Origin of the sequence: Pseudoalteromonas sp. 20-92 (genome assembly GCF_030847595.1) — a bacterium.
GTDB classification, from domain to species: domain Bacteria; phylum Pseudomonadota; class Gammaproteobacteria; order Enterobacterales; family Alteromonadaceae; genus Pseudoalteromonas; species Pseudoalteromonas fuliginea.
Window position 1 is genome coordinate 13545 of record NZ_JANJGQ010000006.1, and the last position, 17042, is coordinate 30586.

The following is a 17042-nucleotide window of genomic DNA, read 5'->3' on the forward strand; positions in this document are numbered from 1 at the left end:
CCTGATCAAATATTTTTGTACAGTAATTGTAACAACCACAAGTTACTCAAACTGATTTCATAACATTTTTAACTACCTTTAGAGTAAACCATTTAATAATGTCTGCACTATATAAAATGTAACAAGGGATTTTTCATCTAGATTAATGCCGTAACTACTGTGTACACACAAATTAAAGGGATGGTTTTTTAATTAAGCAAACAGCGAATAATAAATTCAGTGCTACACTCAGAGCTAACTTAAACTCGTTGACAACCAATTCAATTAGCAAATTATGAAACAATGTAATCAATGCGGTAAGTGCTGTATTAAATACGGTGGTGGCGATTTAAGCGCATCAAAAGAAGAAATTGATTTATGGGAGCTTTTTAACCCCGAAATCTATGAATACGTGAAAAACGACGAAATTTGGTTTGACCCAAAAACAGGATTGAGACTAGATGCTTGCCCTTTTTTAGAAATTGCGCCTAAAAAAGATCCCTTGGCTAAAAACATGTACACCTGCAGTATTTATCTCGACCGCCCAGAGGACTGTCGCCACTACCCTAGCCTCATTCCTGAAATGATCAGAGACGAATGCGAGATGATTGAACCTATCGACATAAAGAATCAAACCAGAGCTCAACATAAACTCGATATACTCATGATTGATAGTCGATAATTCTCTTTTAAACTGCAACAGGTTATTGGTTAGTTTTTATTTTTAAAAAAGAGTAAATCTGTATACCAACAACCTATAGCAACAACAATAGAGCCAAAGCAAATTAAAAAAAAGGGTCCTATAGGCTCAATCAAACCTATTGAAATAATTACAATAAATGGGCTTGCACTCGCTAAAAGAACCATAGGTAAATTAAAAACATTAAATTTTTTTAATAAAATTGATATTGGTACCCCATAAACAAGTAGTGCGGGATAGACATAACATAAGCTTCCGCCGACCATTAATGCATCTGTTTTCTTTTCGGCCAATAGCACAAGTAAATATAATACACATTAAGATCAATCACTAATGCATACAAATTATGCCATCTATTTTTAAAATTTAATAAGACTTCTGTGACAACTAAGGCCACTAATAATTAGTGACCTTGCTTTTTATAACATAACAAATAGTTAGTTTTTTAAATTAAATATCATCACTGTACTCAAACGCTTGAAGCGTCACGCTACTAACAAATCCGCCATCATCTGGGTATGTAACTAATATCGTATTATTGGTTTTTAACAGCTCGTTTGGAACTTCGATTTCTAGCATGCTAAATACTTGTGGGCGAAATACTTGCTCATCACCGGCATAATCGGTTGGTACAGTAACTAAAGTGCCATTTACTTTAACGATAGGTTGTTGAGCTAAATCATGCTCTCTACCAAAACTTAAACGCAATATACCTTTACCATATTCACTTGTTTTTACATCGTTAATGTTAAATTTAAGCGCTGTATTGGCTTTAATTGGCTGTTTGTAGGTTGTTGCATAGTATTTATGCTCGTCAGACTCAGCAGTAATTTTTATATTGTTGCTGAACGTATATTCAATAATTACTGTGGCTTCTGCGCCTATGTTAATGCTTTTTGGTAACTCATTTTTTACACCAATATTTTGTGATGTTGTTGTAAGTGTTGACTCACCATTAGCAAAGTGCAAGTGCTTAATTTTAATGTTACTAATCGGATTGCTTGGTAGCTCTGTTAAATTTAGCAAGGCGCTATTAGCACTTGTTTCTAAATTACTGATAATTACATATGCCTTGTTCTTGTTTACGTAACTATCTACTAATAAGTCGGCTTCATTTGAGTCAGTATTAACACGTGTGCCATTTACATCTGACCACAATTGATAAAATTTAATAATGTCGGTGAATACATATTCATCGCCTGTTTCACCTGTTTTTTCGTCATTGTGGCGTAGCAAACGCCAAGCATAATCACGCCCCTCATTACCACTCCACTCTGCTTTTGCTAAACTAAATGGAATGGCTTTAATTATGAGATTAGGTTTAGCCATAAATTGCATCATCATAGGGCTAAACGATTTCATAGTTTGCCAGTCATTTATTGCAGTCCATGGCGTTGCTTCTGTTTTATGGTCACGCCCGCCGTATTCCGAAATCATGAAAGGTTTTACCTTACCTAGCTTAAGCTTTTCGTATTGCTCCATCATGTCCATAGTGGCTTCTATACGGGCTCCTTTAAAGTTAGCAACGCCTTTATCGCGGTTTAAATAGCCAAAGTCGTAAAGATGAATCGAAAAATAATCCATGTATTCACCGCTGGTATCTAAAAATATCTTCATTCGCTCATCCCAACGATTAAAGTTGTTATCGTCAAACCATGGAAAGGCAGTGGTGTACCCACCAATCTTAATACTTGTATTAACTTTTCGTATGCCTTGAGCTACTTCGTTATGAAAAATAAATGTATCGATAGGCTTACCGTGATGTACATCAACAAGTTCGTAAAGTGGCTCATTAAGTATTTCAAGGTATTGTGGCCGTGCTGGGCCTTTGTTCTGTCCTTGGTTGTCATTTCGATAAAATTCATTTACAAAATTTCCCATATATTGACCCACAGCATCGGTATTAGCAAAGCTCCATTCGCCTTTGCCTTTATGATTACCAATCCAAAACTGATTAATTTGCCCGCCTATCATTACGTGGGATCTATTATCGTATTTATGAAGCTTCGACAACGTTTTACCATAATAATCTTCGCGAGCAGTTTTGCCATAAGCAGCGATACTATCAGGGCTTGCGTACCCTAGATTATTTGGGTTCTGCTCAACTTGAGTCGCGTAATACGGCATAGAACCGTTATCACGACCAAAGTACACATCAAGGTCGTTAAGTAAGTAGTCGAGCTTATCTTCTTCCCCCTTCCAATCGGTTGTTGTTAGCATCGAGTGCATAACAATATATTTGCTTCTATCAAAGGTTGATAGGCCGTCAATACTTCGCTTTACGTTTAAATTTACGGATACTTCTGGCTGCGCGACTAAATTGCATGATGCAGTACATGCAAATGCAATTAAAAGTGAGCTAATGACTTTCATGTGTTATCTCCTTATTTTAATTGTGTGTGAGTTTTGCTTTCTAATTGAGCAAAAAAGATCATAGTTTTAGCTACATGTTCGTGCCAATACTCCCAGCAATGGGTGCCTGCAAAAATATCGAACGTATGAGGAACATTTTCATCAACTAGCTTTTTTGCAAGCGCAGTATTAGCACTAAAAAGTACATCGTCTTTTCCGCAATCAAATCGCAGTGGCGGTAATGTCTTTTTATTCGCGATCAATGTTTTAAACACGTCGCCTTTGTACTTATCAGTGGTTTTTTTTAGTGGCTTTAGAGTATGTTCATCAACAAAGTGATTAAAGTCGTCAAGCTTAGTAATTGATGAATGCGCTGATATACCGCTAAAAATAGTTGGATGCTTTGCACCTAAACATAATGCTCCATACCCTCCCATTGAAAGGCCCGTAATATAAATATTTGATGAGCTCGAGCACATTGGTTGAGTTTGAATAACAGCGCTAATCACATCATCAACTATCCATGCTTCATAATCTGCATTTTTAAGTGGCAAATACCCGCTGCCCTCGGCGTGCGCGCCATCTGATGGCATCACTAATACAAACTCGTTAAGGCCACTGCTACGAAGCTGCTGATACACTTTATGTACACCCCCTAGCTGGCCCCACACCCAGTGGCTACCATACACACCATGCAGTAATACAATTATAGGTACATTTTTATTACTGGTTGCTTCTTGGTAAATGCTTATATCACCTCGCCCTTTTAAGTGACTGCTATACGCGGTTAGCGTTACAAAGTTATCAGCGGTGTAACAGTTATTTGATACCTCTAAACGATGAATTGCCATTTTATGCTCCTTTAATCATCAAACACGACGACACCTTTAGCGATACGCCCTGCTAGCATGTCGTCAAAGCCTGTTTGTAACTCATCTAACGAGTAAGTTTTTGTGACTAGCTCATCGAGCTTGAGCTTTTTTGCGTCATAAAGGTCTAGTATTTGAGCAAAGTCGCGCTTAGGATTACATTGCCCGTAGAGCGGATTTATATAAATTTTATCCCACTCAAATAATTCGCAATCAAAATCTATTTTTTGCTCAATGCCACTCACTTGCACCGCAACGCCCGCGCTGCGTATTAATGCTAATGGCGCTGAACCAAGTGCCGGCACTGCTGTACACTCAAAGGCATAATCGGCTCCGCGACTATTTGTTAGCGCTTTAACTTCGTTTATCATATGAACTAAATCAGGGTCATACTTTTTAGCAAGTACAGTATGTGTAGCACCAAATGCTTTAGCTTGTGTTAATCGCTCTGGTGACAAATCAATTGCTATTATTTTAGCGGCGCCTGAAATTGCAGCCCCTTGTATTGCATTTAGTCCTACGCCTCCACAGCCTAATACGGCCACTGACGAACCTGCTTTTACTTTAGCGGCATTAACCACTGATCCGTAACCGGTCATTACACCGCAACCAACAATACTTGCACTTGGAAAAGGAATGTCACTGTGTATTTTTATAACTGCAGCAGCTTTAACGACGGTGTATTCGCTCATCGTACCTAAATGAAATGAGCGCTCTAAGCTATTGCCATTATGCTCACACGCTTGTTTACCTGCGTGTCCGCATAAACCATTGCCAGTTACGGGGCTATTTACTTCACAAATGTGTAAATTACCCTCTTGGCACTGGAAACACTCACCACACGGAATTGCCCAATTTAGTATTACTTTATCGCCAATAGTAAATTCCGTTACACCTTCGCCCAACTCAACAACGGTTCCTGCGCCTTCATGACCAATGATAAATTTTTTATTCCACGTTTTAATTGAATCCCAATCGGTATGACAAATACCTGAGGCTTTTATTTTAATTTTTACTTCGCCAGTACTTGGTTTTCCGACATTAACGGTATCGAAGAAAAAACCGCCTTTTCCATCTGCAATTGCAGCTTTTGCCTTGTACATGTAGACTCCTAAGTCTCTAAATATAAGTATTATGTTATGAAGCAACCGACAATTTACTGTGAACCGTTTTGTATAAAAGACGGTTACGATTTCGAAATTCATCATGTAAGTTATCTTCAGCACGATAGCTATTCATGTTTTATGCACTTTCATCAGGTGCACGAATTTATATTTTTTGAACAAATTGATGGCACGTATTTTTACCATCAGGGTGAATCAACTCTGTCTGATTTTGAGGCCGTTTTTACGCCTGCAATGGAAACGCATGATTTTGCTTTAAACCCACGTCCTAAATCTTGGTATATTGTGCAGTTTATGCCTGAGCGCCTTAACGACCCAGCCCTACAAGAGTTTTTAGATCTATTGAAAACCGGTTTACATCTAACATTTAGCGTTGAACTACAAAAAAGAATCCATAAACTACTCGCATGGATGTTGAGCGAGTTTAACGAAAACCCAAAAAGTAAAACCTGCAAACAACTGTTTAATAGTTTAATAACCATGGTGTGCGAATACGGTAAAAGTAGTTTATCTAACCAGCAAAAACCGTTGAGTGGTTCAGCTAGCTTTAAAAAGTTAACACCCGTTGTTAATGAGCTAAAAACAAAAAATGGCCTCAATCTTTCGCTAGAGCAAGCCGCAGCACTTTGTTATTTATCACCTTCGTATTTTTCACGAGTATTTAAAAAGCATTTTAGAGTGCCGTACTCCGACTACCTTATTCAGCACAAGCTATATAATGCCGCACGACTACTTGGGCAAAGTGATGCCTCGGTAACTGATATTTCTTACGACTTGAGTTTCTCCAGCCCGTCGTATTTTATTAAGCAGTTTAAGCACCATTTTAAAGTTACCCCTCACCAGTATCGCCAGCAGCTACGTCTCAAGTAGGTGTTGCTTTGCAAGCGGTGTTGCTAAATCACTTAATATCCGCTTATTAACCTTTATATTTTGCTTTATAGCCTGTGTACCAAGTACGTAGGCTTTAGCATGATTAACCGCTTCTACACACAACAATGTGTCGTTATTAAAATACCAAAGCGAAAATTGTTCCGGTGACTCTTCGCGTACGACAATTTCGTTATACCCTTGTGATAAACCCACTATCTGTAGTTTGTACTCGTATTGATCTGACCAAAACCAAGGTAAAGCAGGAACCGGTTCACTATTTTTTGCTAAAAACTGTGCAGCTGTTTTGGCTTGTTCTACTGCATTTTGAACCGATTCAAGTCTTATCCATCTCTGATAAATTTTATTAAAATGTGAGGTACAGTCGCCGATAGAAAAAATATCAGGGTGTGAAGTTTGGCATACATCATTTACTTTGATACCTTGTTCGAGCGCTAACTCTGCAGTCACTGCAAGCTCGGTATTAAGCCTTACCCCAACGCCCACTAAAATAAAATCGGCGGGATATTGAGTGCCATCACTGCATACAACATAATGTTTATTAGCTGTGTGCTTTATTTGTACAACATCTTTTGCTGTTTGCAAATCTACCCCTTTGCTTATGTGCAATTGAGTTAAAAAGTCAGACATAACAGCTGATGTAACACGCGAGAGTATGCTTTGTTGCTTTTCAATTACCGTTACTTTTGCACCTAATGCTATAAACGATGACGCCGACTCAAGGCCAATGTAGCCGCCACCAATAATGACTACCTGTTTATCATTACTTTTATTGAGTGCTGTTTTTATTGCCACTGCATCTGCGTGTGTTCGCATCGCAAAATATTGTGCATTCCCTTTATCGTCAACGGTATCAATAAGCCCTTTAATAGGCGGAATAAAGGGCGAACATCCCGTCGCTATCACTAATTTATGAAAGGCTATTTGCTTTCCACATTTCAGCGTAATTGTTTTACTTTGTTTATTAATTGCAGTAACACGCTGGCCCAAGCATAAATCTATATTGCTATCGGTATAAGCTTTTTCTACTTTTAATGGAGTCGATTTTACATCATCCGATTGCAACGTTTTTTTAGACAAAGGTGGCCGATGATATGGCAGCTCTGGATCGCTGTCGAGTAACGTAATTTTACCCAGCCAACCTTGCTGGCGAAGGGTAAAAGCAAAGTTAACCCCGCCATGGCTTGCGCCAATAACCACCACGCTTTGCTCAAGTAGATTTGGTTCTGTATGTGTGTTTTGCATAATGCTGTACCCGCTTTTAATTGGCTACTCTGAAGGTCATGCCATCAATATTGTCAGACACCTCAATTTGGCAACATAAACGGCTGTATTGCGTTACGTTATCGTCCAGCTCTAGCATGTCGCTTTCTATCTCATCGGGTGTACCTACTTTTTTAAAGTCATCCGGTGTTAAGTAAATATGACACGTTGCACACGAACATACACCGCCACAATCACCATCAATACCAGCAACACCATTTGCTGATGCTAGTTCCATTAGCGAGCCACTGTCGCCCTCAACTTCAACTGCATTATTTGTTTTGGTTATAAATATTACTTTCGCCATCGTATTAATCCTCTACTTTTACTTGTTACTGTATTTATTTAACTATTTAGTACGGTGTTTTTATTTTGATTTAAAGCTAACGTGCAGACTGTTAAAGCCTACCTTTCTTGAAAACTCACCTAGTTTTTCAATATTTTCATCTGCTTTTATTGTCTCTATTCGAGCAACTTTATTAGCAAGTGATAACACTAGTTGACGCAGAATTTGGCGAGCATGCGTTGCGCCCAAACAATTGTGATGGCTAAAACCAAAACTAATATGCGGATTAACTTTTCGGTCGAAGTCGACATTGTTGGGATCTTTGAATACCTTTTCATCGCGATTAGCCGACGCCCAACATAACGAAACTCGTGTGTCGGCTTTTATAGCGTGCTCACATACGCTTGTGTCTTGCGTAGCGACGCGGCCCATTTGCGTAAGCGGCGAAAAATAGCGAATGAGTTCTTCTACGGCCCTGTTTAATATTTCAGGCTCATCATCAATACGCTTTAAATCACTGATGTTTTCACTAAAGTAGGCAATAGAGTTTGTGATCGCGTTTATAACGGTGTCGCGCCCCCCTGCAAAGGTGAGGATCATCACACCTTTTACTTCTTCTTTACTCAGCTTTTTACCGTTCGCCTCTGAATTTAAAAGCACTGAATATAAATCATCACCCGGGATTGCAATGGCGTTTTCTATTTGCTCATCAATGTAATCGTATAGAATATTGGCTTTATCGCTATCAAGGTCACTATCTTCACTTCTAAATACGTGCGTACCCCAATCTATCCATGTTTGTGCTTTATCCATTGAGGTATTAAGTAACAGCGTTAACGCTTTAGATTGCAGCGGAAGTGCAAATTGTGACACCACATCTAACGACTCGGCTTTGAAGGCATTGTCTATTGTTTCATCAATAATAGCTTGTAAGCGCGCTTGGTAACCCTCATCTAATGGACGCTTAAACCATGGATTTAATAGTTCACGAAAACCGCCGTGCTCAGGTGGGTCTACTTCAAATGGGATTTGACGTGTTTCACGTATTGCGACTTCTGATGGAATTACAATACGTCCTGGTTTAGCTCCTGATTGAAAAACAGCACAATTATGCGCCGCTTTACGTACATTTTTTAGACCTAATATCATATTGACGGGATCGTTTTGATCGTCCATTTGTCCCATGCCACTTGCTGTGCGTTTTGTTAAAAATGCATCAGGGAAATCGCTCACACCTATTATTTTTGACGTCATAATAAAACCTAACACTGTAATAAATGAATTTAGATACAACATATTAAGGGCAACTTTATGATGGAAATACACGAATTTTGCTTAAAAATGGTAGTTTCATGCTTTTTAATGCAATTTAAAAGCATAAAAAAGCCAACAGTTTATGTTGGCTTTTAGTGGGGATGTGAGAGTTACTAACTAATTTAATTTGTATTGCTTATTCAGCAAAGAGTGCATTACTTTATAGCAATCTAACGCTTTACCACTTACTTTGCAATTTGGGTTGTGGTAAATGCCAATTCAGATAAATCTCTGAATAATTAAATATAAAATATTGCCTCTTTAGAAAACAATTTTTTAACGTTAAATACTCCTATTATAGTGGATTTAATATCAACAGCTTGCACTGTAAGTAATGTAACTATTTTTATAAAGGCGCCCACAAGGGCAATGCACATAAGATTTAATTAATGATGGATTATTCATCACTCCTTGTTAAATAATCACTTCACTGCTCTTGTGGCCGCACAACGACTCGTTTATTTTTTACTAGGAGTGCTTAACTAAATGTGGTTTAACGAGTTGTGGGTCAAACTCGACACCTGTACCTATTATATCTGGCGCGCACGCTTTGCCGTTTTCAAGTTTTAAAGGACGCGTTGTGTATTCATCAATAGGAAAAGAATGAACCTCTAAAAAACCAGCATGTGGCTGAGATGCCAGTAATGATACATGCAGTTCATGCATACCATGACTACAAATAGGTAAGTTATGGGTATATGCCATACTGGCTACATGTAACCACCCTGTTATACCACCAATATTTGATGCATCTGGTTGTAAAAACCCCAATTTAGCTTGGTCAATTGCATAGCCAAACTCATGCAGTGTGTGTAAATTTTCGCCCATGGCAAGCGGTATTGAGGTTGCTTGTGCTATGCGAGCAAAACCTTTGTAGTCATCTGGTATGGTGGGCTCTTCAAACCATGTAATATCATATTTTTCAATCGATTTTGCAAAGCGAATTGCTTGCTCCACACTCATCGAGTAATTAGCATCGACCATGAGGATTTTGTCATTACCAATTAAATTGCGTACTGCAGCTACACGTTCTATGTCTTCTTTAAAATCTGGTTTACCCACTTTAATTTTTACGGCGTTAAAACCACGATTTAAATAATCACCAATATTATCAAGTAGTTTTTGCTCACTAAAGTTTAAATCTATTCCACCTGCATAACATTTTGTGTTATCACTACTGCCCCCAGCAACTTGCCATAAGGGTGCATTTAAACGTTTACATTTAATATCCCACAGCGCTATATCAACTGCTGAAATCGCAAAACTAAGTAAACCACCACGGCCTACATAATGTAGATCCCACTGTAACTTATCCCAGATTGCCATAATTGACGTTGAATCTTGGTTAATTAACCCCGGTTTAATTTCGTCATTAAGGAGTGAATAAATTGCACGTCCACCTTTTCCACCAGTATAGGTGTAACCCATACCTTCAAAGCCGTCATGGGTCATTATATGTAATGCAATAATTTCAAAGTGAGTGTGATCGCCATGTTTAGCATCACTTAATACTTCAGCTAGCGGAATTTGGTAATACTCTACTTTTACACTTTTTATTGTTTGTGATGATACTTTCATTAAACCACCGAATTAGTTCACATAACACTGTTCATTGTTAACAATTTACAACATGATTGAATTATTGTAAAGGTCATGTCATTAATAAAATGAAATTAACTTGTGAGACTTTTTAAAGGTAATTGTTTTAAACTGCAAAATGTCAAAAATAAATTTGCAGTTTACTGAAGGTATATTTACTTGAGCCGGATCTGTTTAACAGATATAAAAGTATCACCTTGTTGCCCCATATAAACAACCCAACAAATATTAACAATTAACAATGTAATTCAAAAACTTATAATTGATTTTCACTTTAAATCAAGCGCTAATAACTGTGTATGCGCGGTTATATAAACGCGGTTCTGTTGAGTATTAAATGCCAAATTAGCACTCATATTTGGCGTGGTAATTTTAGCTAATAGTTCAGCCTTTTTATTAAATAGCCATAAACCATTGGGTCCTGTAGCAAAGATAATCCCGCTTTTATGTACTTTTAAACCATCAGGTAATCCTTTGCCGTGCTTTGCAATTGGTGGCAGCTGATAAAACAGTGATTTGCTAATAACACCTCCATTGCTATTTAAATAATACTGGTACCAAGCGGGTTTATTTTCATTCGATGCAGCTACATACAAAATTTTGTTATCATTCGACAACGCAACACCATTAGGATAAATTAATTCGTCGTCTAATAACGTTATTTCTCCTGTATCTTTAACCGAACACACACCTTGAAAACTTAACTCTTTATTTTCGTCATTTAGCTGCTTAGGAAGTCCATAAGGTGGATCACTAAAATAAAGTGTGCCTTTGTTATTAAATGCACCATCATTTGGACTATTAAACTTTTGACCATTAAAGTGACTTACTATAGGTAAGTAATCAGATTTTGGGGCGCTTAAAGGCGCTTTCATTTTAGATACAACACGAGCGCGAGATTGCAAAAGAACAAGCTCGTTTTGTGCATTAACCAATAAGCCATTTGAGTAGCCGCTTTGCGCTAGATATAGGCTAATACCTTTACCTGGCGTGTATTTATATACTTGATGATTAGGTATATCAGAATATAACAAATACCCCCCTTGATTTACCCACACGGGTCCCTCTAGCCATTCATACCCAGAGGCAAGTATTTGCAATGGCACCTTTAAGTTGAGTACCTCAAGCGCTTGTTCATTAAATATTTGATACGGCCCCTGCTCATACAATAGTTTTTCGGTTGGTTCGGCTAATGCTATCCCCGTTAAACCAAAAGCACTTAAATACAAAGCAGTTAGAACGTTAATAATGTGTTTAATTTTTATCATTGCGGTACCTGCGCTCATATAAAGATTTATTCACATTTTTAGCTGCATTAACGAGTGGTTCGTAAGGAATATCAGCCACATTTACGAAACCCACATTGTAGTTTTCGCCATCGTATGCGCGCCCTGTTAAAGGTGAGTCTATATATTGAAACCAATGTGCGCCGACAAAATAAGGGTTATCAATTACGCTATTCATATAATTTTGGTATTTTGTTCCGCGCTCTTGCTGCGATTGAGTATGTATTAGTCCAGGGTTTAGCAGACCCGAATCAAGAGCTCCATTATGAAACTCGCCAATAATACTTGGCATATCTATATCCGACAAAAACTCCCAAAACTCTTGGTTTAAGCCTTCTCGATAATAATTGTAACTCATTACATCAACGTGAGCTGCACTGGCGGCTCTAATTTCAGGAGTCATTCCCCAATCGGCAAAACGCGCTCCCATATTTAACTGATTTGGTAAGTGTTTGGTAATTGCTTCATCCACCACTGCAAAATACTGATTAGCATAATGGAACAACATCGCTGATAAATCGGTATTAACGTGATCGTTAAACTGCGTTAAAGTCACTCCCTCTGCAAACTCATCCCACGATGAGAGTGTTGTATTCCATGCTTTATTTAATTTACTTATTTTGCTGTATTTATTTTTCATTAAAAGTACAAATTCAGCTTTAGTTGGACTATTTTTGGCATTATTTTTAAGTGTATTAATGGCAATGCCGTAACGTGTGGTATCTGAATTCATCATGCCCCAGCTTTTTTCGTTATCAATAAACACTCCAACACACCATGGACTGTTTTTTACTTGCTGAGCTACTTTTGCAAGTGTTACATCGGCGCGCTCAACAAATAAAGGATCGAATGGATCTGGTAGTGGGCTCCAATAATCGTTACCGCTGCTTACTGTTTTAAAGTTACCAATGATCCATGCATTAGCAAAATAAGGTAATTTTTTAGTATGGTAATACTGCTCTTCTATCCAGTTACCAAACGATGTAAAACCCCACGACAACATACGATTAACGGTTGTTTTTTGCCATTGTTTCATTAATTCATTGTTGTTACGTGTCTGATACTTTCGCTCTAAGTTAGCGCGATAAAAGCTAAACGTTTCGCCTTTTTTAACTGCTCCACTGTGTACTTCGCGTCTGTAGCCATAATTATCGGCAAGGGGATCGTCCTGTTTTGGTAGCCAGTTAAACATCTCAGCTCTGAGCTTTGAGCTTTGATAACGTGTTGGCCAAGCAGCTACAGGCGCTGGGTTTAATCCAAGAGAGTCTTCGGGTGTTAAGTCGCCAGCTTCGCGTTGTTTAATATAACTTTGATCAAAATCGTAGCCTGTAATCGTTGAGGTGTTTGCCATGCGGACGTTATCGATACCGGTCGAAAAATACAGATAACCTTCTGGGTCGACTAAGCTCCATTTACCTTTGTATTTTTCGGTTCTAAAATACCCTGTAGCCTTTAATTGCGGGCCATTTTTCCAGCCGCTAAACTTAGAGCGCCCTTGCAGTGGCTGTGCTTGCAGCTGAGCTTGTTCCTTTTGTGAGATAACTAATAGCTGCTCAGTTGACGTAACCTTGTTAATAAAGTTTAACTTTGCATTCTGTCCAAATTCATCCACCAACCCTTTGAGGTAATTTACATCAAAATTAGTTGGTTTTATCAAGCGTAAGTTATCAATTAAAAAACGTTTATCTTCAAGTAAGCCCTTTACACCAAGCGACACCTTTACAATGCTGCTTACATCTATATTTTTTTGCCCACCCCTATAAATAATAGGTGTATAACCGCTATGCCAACTGGGTGGATTTGAGCGAATGCCTGAGTTTATATTAAGGTTAGCGCCTTTAAGCTCGATGTAATAAGTGTTTTCTGAGTGCCCGGGTACAACGACACTGCGTGTTTGTGACTTGCCTGACTTATCGGTAGTTTTCACATAAATATGGGTGGATGCGCTATTAGGATTTTGAATATCAATCGCAAGGGCAAAGTTACCAATAGCTTGCCAATCCCAACCTTGTGGATTAACGAACTCAAAATCGCTTTCGGTGTGTGATTTAGAGTATAGATTTACTTGTAATTTATGATTGCCACTTTGCTCAACAAGTTTAGTAGAAGCATTAATGGTATTTATATTATCGCTGTAATTGTTTTTTTCGAAATCAAAAATAACAAGCTGTTTCTTAAAATCAACGACTGTATTGTTCGGTTTTTTTTCTGATATTTTTCCATTATTACACCCTGCAAGTCCTACTAAACAGCAAAGTATTAGTGTCAATCTTACGTCTTTAGGTATGTGATTCATGTTGAGCCTATTATTGTGTTGGTTTAATAGCGAGCTTTAAAGTAGCAAAGCTAAAAGCATTTAAAACTAGGCAGGATAATTACACAACACTGCAAACAAAACAATTAACTGTTAACAATAACGATAAATCTAAAGATACACTCTGATTATAAAAAGTTCGAAAATCACTTTGCAAATGCTTAATAAACAATATCTTATTTATTTTTTTATTATTGAAATGAATTAGTTTATATGATTTAAGTATAAATAATTTTAGGCGAATTAATTAAATGTACTGACTACATTTATAGATACTTGATTGTTCATAAAACTGTTTATCGGTGTTTTTAGCCTATTTAGCGCAAAAGTAAAGGTTATGGTATAACATTGTTGATTCGTTTATTTCTGGGTGTTATATTATATCACAACATAATAACCGCGAACCAATATATCCATGACAAAGCTAACATTAATCTCCTCCGCTATTTTTTCTGTTTTATGTTCTCATTCAGTACTGGCTGCCACAATTAATGGCAAAGTAACAGATAATAAAAATCAACCAATTCAAAATGCGACTATTCATATACATGGTAAGACACAAGGCGTAAAAAGTAATGAGCTTGGCGAATTCTCTATCGAAGTTGATACAGCAAGCCAACTGCATATAAGTAAAAATAATTACATTGATTCTCGAATAGATGTTACAGGTTTATCTAACAATGTAACCGTTTCTCTTAAACCAACCTCGGTAGAAACTGTTGTTGTGTATGCCTCAGCGCTTCATAAAAATAGTCTAGAAATGATTTCTCCAGTGAGTGTTTTATCTGGTGATGAGCTTAGAAATAAATCTAAACCTACACTTGGTGAAACGCTAAAGGGTTTGCCAGGTGTTAACGCCAGCTACTTTGGCCCTGTTTCTTCAAGCCCTATTATTCGTGGCTTAGGTGGCCCTCGCGTTAAAATCATGCAAAATGGTTTAGATAGCAGTGATGCGTCGCGTATTGGTCCAGACCACGCAACATCAAGCGATAGTTTAGCCGCAGAGCAGATAGAAGTATTACGCGGCCCAAGTACCCTACTTTATGGCTCGGGTGCGATTGGTGGTGTAGTAAATGTAGTAGATAACCGCATTCCTACTAGTAACATTGATGAACTAACGGGCGCGGCAGAATACAGTCACGACACTGTATCAAACGCTAATACATATGCTGCAAAATTAGAAAGCGGTTATAACAATTTTAATTTTCATTTTGATGGTACAAAACGTACAGGTGATGATTATCAAACGCCTACTTTTACTATCTCAGATGAAGATGGCGATGTAGAAATTGAAAACTCAGTAGAAAATACCTTTATCGATAGTGAAACAGTTAACTTTGGTACTAGCTATGTTGGGGAGCACTTAACGGTTGGTTTTTCATATGGCAATATAGAAACTGATTACGGTATTCCGGGGCATGAACATCATCACGAACATGATCACGAAGACGAAACTGAAGAAGAGCATGCTGAGCATGAAGATGAAACGGCTGAAGACCCAGTTTATGCTCATTTAGAGCAAGACCGCTGGCAAGGACTTGTAAGTTATGCACTGCATAATAACTGGATTGAAACAATCAAATTACGTGTTGGCTACACTGATTATTCGCATAGCGAAATTGAAGACGGTGCAATTGGTACAACCTTTACAAATAAAACGACAGAAGCACGTTTAAATGTAGAGCATAAATTTGCTGATTGGCACGGTATGGTTGGTTATCATTACAGTGATTCTGATTACGATGCTATTGGTGAAGAAGCATTTACACCAGCGAGCGTAACAACAACTAACGCTGTGTATTTATTAGAAGAACGTGAATTTGGTGATGTGACAGTAGAGCTGGGCGCACGTGTTGAAGATTATAAAATAAAAAGCCAAATTTCAGAAGTTGAACACGGCCATGATCACGACGAAGTTGAAGATGACCATGACGATGAAGAAACAATCGGTTACAGCAAAAGTTTTACTAATGTAAGTGTATCTGCTGGCGCTATTTGGCAATACAAACCAGGCCATAGTATTGCGACGAGTATTTCTCATTCAGAACGTGCACCACTCTCTGCTGAATTATTATCCAATGGCTTACACATTGCCACTGGTACGTATGAGCTAGGTCTTGGGTATAACATTGAAGGTAATGAAGCACATTTCGAACCAGAAAATATTAAACAAGAAACCTCAACAAACTTAGATTTAAGTTTTAGACGTTTTAGTGGCGATTTTGGTTATACCGTTAACTTTTTCTATAACGATATTAAAAACTTTTACTTTCAAGAAAATACAGGATTAGTATTTGACGAAGAGGATGGTTTAGAATCAGCTATTGGTGCCCATGACGATGCCGTTGCCGTTTATCAGTTCACAAGTAAAGACGCTGAGCTTTATGGAATTGAGTTTGATGCACATTACCAAATAACACCAAGCGCTATGGTAAAAGTATTTGGCGACTCGACTCGCGCTAAATTAAAAGACGATGAAGGTAATTTACCGCGTATTCCAGCTAATAAGTTAGGTTCTGAACTGCAATACACTTTAGGTGATTTACAGTTGACACTTACTGGCACGCATTACTTTGATAAAAGTGATATAACGGCCTTTGAAACTAAAACAGATGGTTATACATTATTCGATGCACAGGCTAACTACCAATTAGGATTAGGCGCAATAGATGCACAACTTTATCTAAATGTAGATAATATTACTGACGAGTTAGGCTTTGTGCATACCTCTTTTATTAAAGATACCGCACCACTTCCAGGCAGAAACTTTCGCTTTGGTGTTCGTGGTTATTTTTAATAATTAAAAATCGTTTTAGCTTATATATTTATAAACCGCATTTTATTAATGCGGTTTTTTTATTGTTAGAATATATATCCGTAATAATAGTTAATCAATTTAAGGGATTAAATCTTACTCTAACTGTGTAAAAAATTCTGATATACGACTGCATGGATGTAGGAGGTAGAGCAATGCAGGAGCAATTAGTGATAACAATTAATTAAAGAAATTTTTGCCTTGTTATGGACACAATTTTCTTAGCGCAAAATAGACCACTTAATTAATCGAA

Annotated in this window: 13 protein-coding genes; 3 read left to right on the top strand and 10 right to left on the bottom strand. The window is 37.7% G+C overall.

Going from position 1 to position 17042, the window contains the following annotated elements:
• Positions 1 to 274: 274 nt before the first annotated feature.
• Positions 275 to 661: a YkgJ family cysteine cluster protein gene (locus tag NRL14_RS07780; protein ID WP_033029369.1), complete on the top strand. Its 387-nt coding sequence runs from the start codon at positions 275 to 277 to the stop codon at positions 659 to 661.
• A 29-nt stretch (positions 662 to 690) separates the two neighbouring features.
• Here the strand turns inward: NRL14_RS07780 and NRL14_RS07785 are convergent, their stop codons facing one another.
• The 4 genes from NRL14_RS07785 to NRL14_RS07800 form a co-directional block, all read right to left on the bottom strand.
• Positions 691 to 972, bottom strand: coding sequence for a hypothetical protein (locus tag NRL14_RS07785; RefSeq protein ID WP_306724382.1), 282 nt, complete (start codon positions 970 to 972; stop codon positions 691 to 693).
• Between the two features lie 157 nt (positions 973 to 1129).
• Positions 1130 to 3052 carry a beta-agarase gene (locus tag NRL14_RS07790; protein WP_306724383.1) on the bottom strand — a complete coding sequence of 641 codons (1923 nt, stop codon included), beginning with the start codon at positions 3050 to 3052 and terminating at the stop codon, positions 1130 to 1132.
• An 11-nt stretch (positions 3053 to 3063) separates the two neighbouring features.
• A complete protein-coding gene (locus NRL14_RS07795; protein ID WP_306724384.1) occupies positions 3064 to 3882 on the bottom strand; it encodes an alpha/beta hydrolase family protein in 819 nt (272 codons plus the stop codon).
• Positions 3883 to 3893: 11 nt separating this feature from the next.
• Positions 3894 to 5003: a Zn-dependent alcohol dehydrogenase gene (locus tag NRL14_RS07800; protein WP_007378070.1), complete on the bottom strand. Its 1110-nt coding sequence runs from the start codon at positions 5001 to 5003 to the stop codon at positions 3894 to 3896.
• A gap of 141 nt (positions 5004 to 5144) precedes the next feature.
• Here NRL14_RS07800 and NRL14_RS07805 point away from each other — a divergent pair, with 141 nt between their 5' ends.
• The gene (locus NRL14_RS07805; RefSeq protein ID WP_007378069.1) at positions 5145 to 5894 is read left to right on the top strand and encodes a helix-turn-helix domain-containing protein; all 750 of its coding nucleotides are present in this window, start codon (positions 5145 to 5147) and stop codon (positions 5892 to 5894) included.
• On the opposite strand, the gene NRL14_RS07810 is transcribed toward NRL14_RS07805, so the two are convergent.
• The 6 genes from NRL14_RS07810 to NRL14_RS07835 form a co-directional block, all read right to left on the bottom strand.
• Positions 5880 to 7157, bottom strand: a complete 1278-nt coding sequence (locus NRL14_RS07810; RefSeq protein WP_306724385.1) for an NAD(P)/FAD-dependent oxidoreductase — start codon at positions 7155 to 7157, stop codon at positions 5880 to 5882. The genes NRL14_RS07805 and NRL14_RS07810 overlap by 15 nt on opposite strands.
• A gap of 16 nt (positions 7158 to 7173) precedes the next feature.
• Positions 7174 to 7482, bottom strand: a complete 309-nt coding sequence (locus tag NRL14_RS07815) for a 2Fe-2S iron-sulfur cluster-binding protein (protein WP_096793009.1) — start codon at positions 7480 to 7482, stop codon at positions 7174 to 7176.
• A gap of 60 nt (positions 7483 to 7542) precedes the next feature.
• Positions 7543 to 8715 carry a cytochrome P450 gene (locus tag NRL14_RS07820; RefSeq protein WP_306724386.1) on the bottom strand — a complete coding sequence of 391 codons (1173 nt, stop codon included), beginning with the start codon at positions 8713 to 8715 and terminating at the stop codon, positions 7543 to 7545.
• 528 nt (positions 8716 to 9243) lie between these two features.
• The gene (locus NRL14_RS07825) at positions 9244 to 10353 is read right to left on the bottom strand and encodes a mandelate racemase/muconate lactonizing enzyme family protein (RefSeq protein WP_306724387.1); all 1110 of its coding nucleotides are present in this window, start codon (positions 10351 to 10353) and stop codon (positions 9244 to 9246) included.
• A gap of 290 nt (positions 10354 to 10643) precedes the next feature.
• The gene (locus tag NRL14_RS07830; protein WP_306724388.1) at positions 10644 to 11642 is read right to left on the bottom strand and encodes an SMP-30/gluconolactonase/LRE family protein; all 999 of its coding nucleotides are present in this window, start codon (positions 11640 to 11642) and stop codon (positions 10644 to 10646) included.
• Positions 11629 to 13956 (bottom strand): agarase, encoded by a 2328-nt coding sequence (locus tag NRL14_RS07835; protein ID WP_306724389.1) that lies wholly within the window; start codon positions 13954 to 13956, stop codon positions 11629 to 11631. The genes NRL14_RS07830 and NRL14_RS07835 overlap by 14 nt, the downstream gene beginning before the upstream one ends.
• A 433-nt stretch (positions 13957 to 14389) precedes the next feature.
• Between NRL14_RS07835 and NRL14_RS07840 the strand changes: the two genes are divergently transcribed.
• Complete coding sequence (locus NRL14_RS07840; RefSeq protein WP_306724390.1) at positions 14390 to 16771, top strand: TonB-dependent receptor; 2382 nt, start codon at positions 14390 to 14392, stop codon at positions 16769 to 16771.
• The last annotated feature ends 271 nt before the right edge of the window (positions 16772 to 17042 follow it).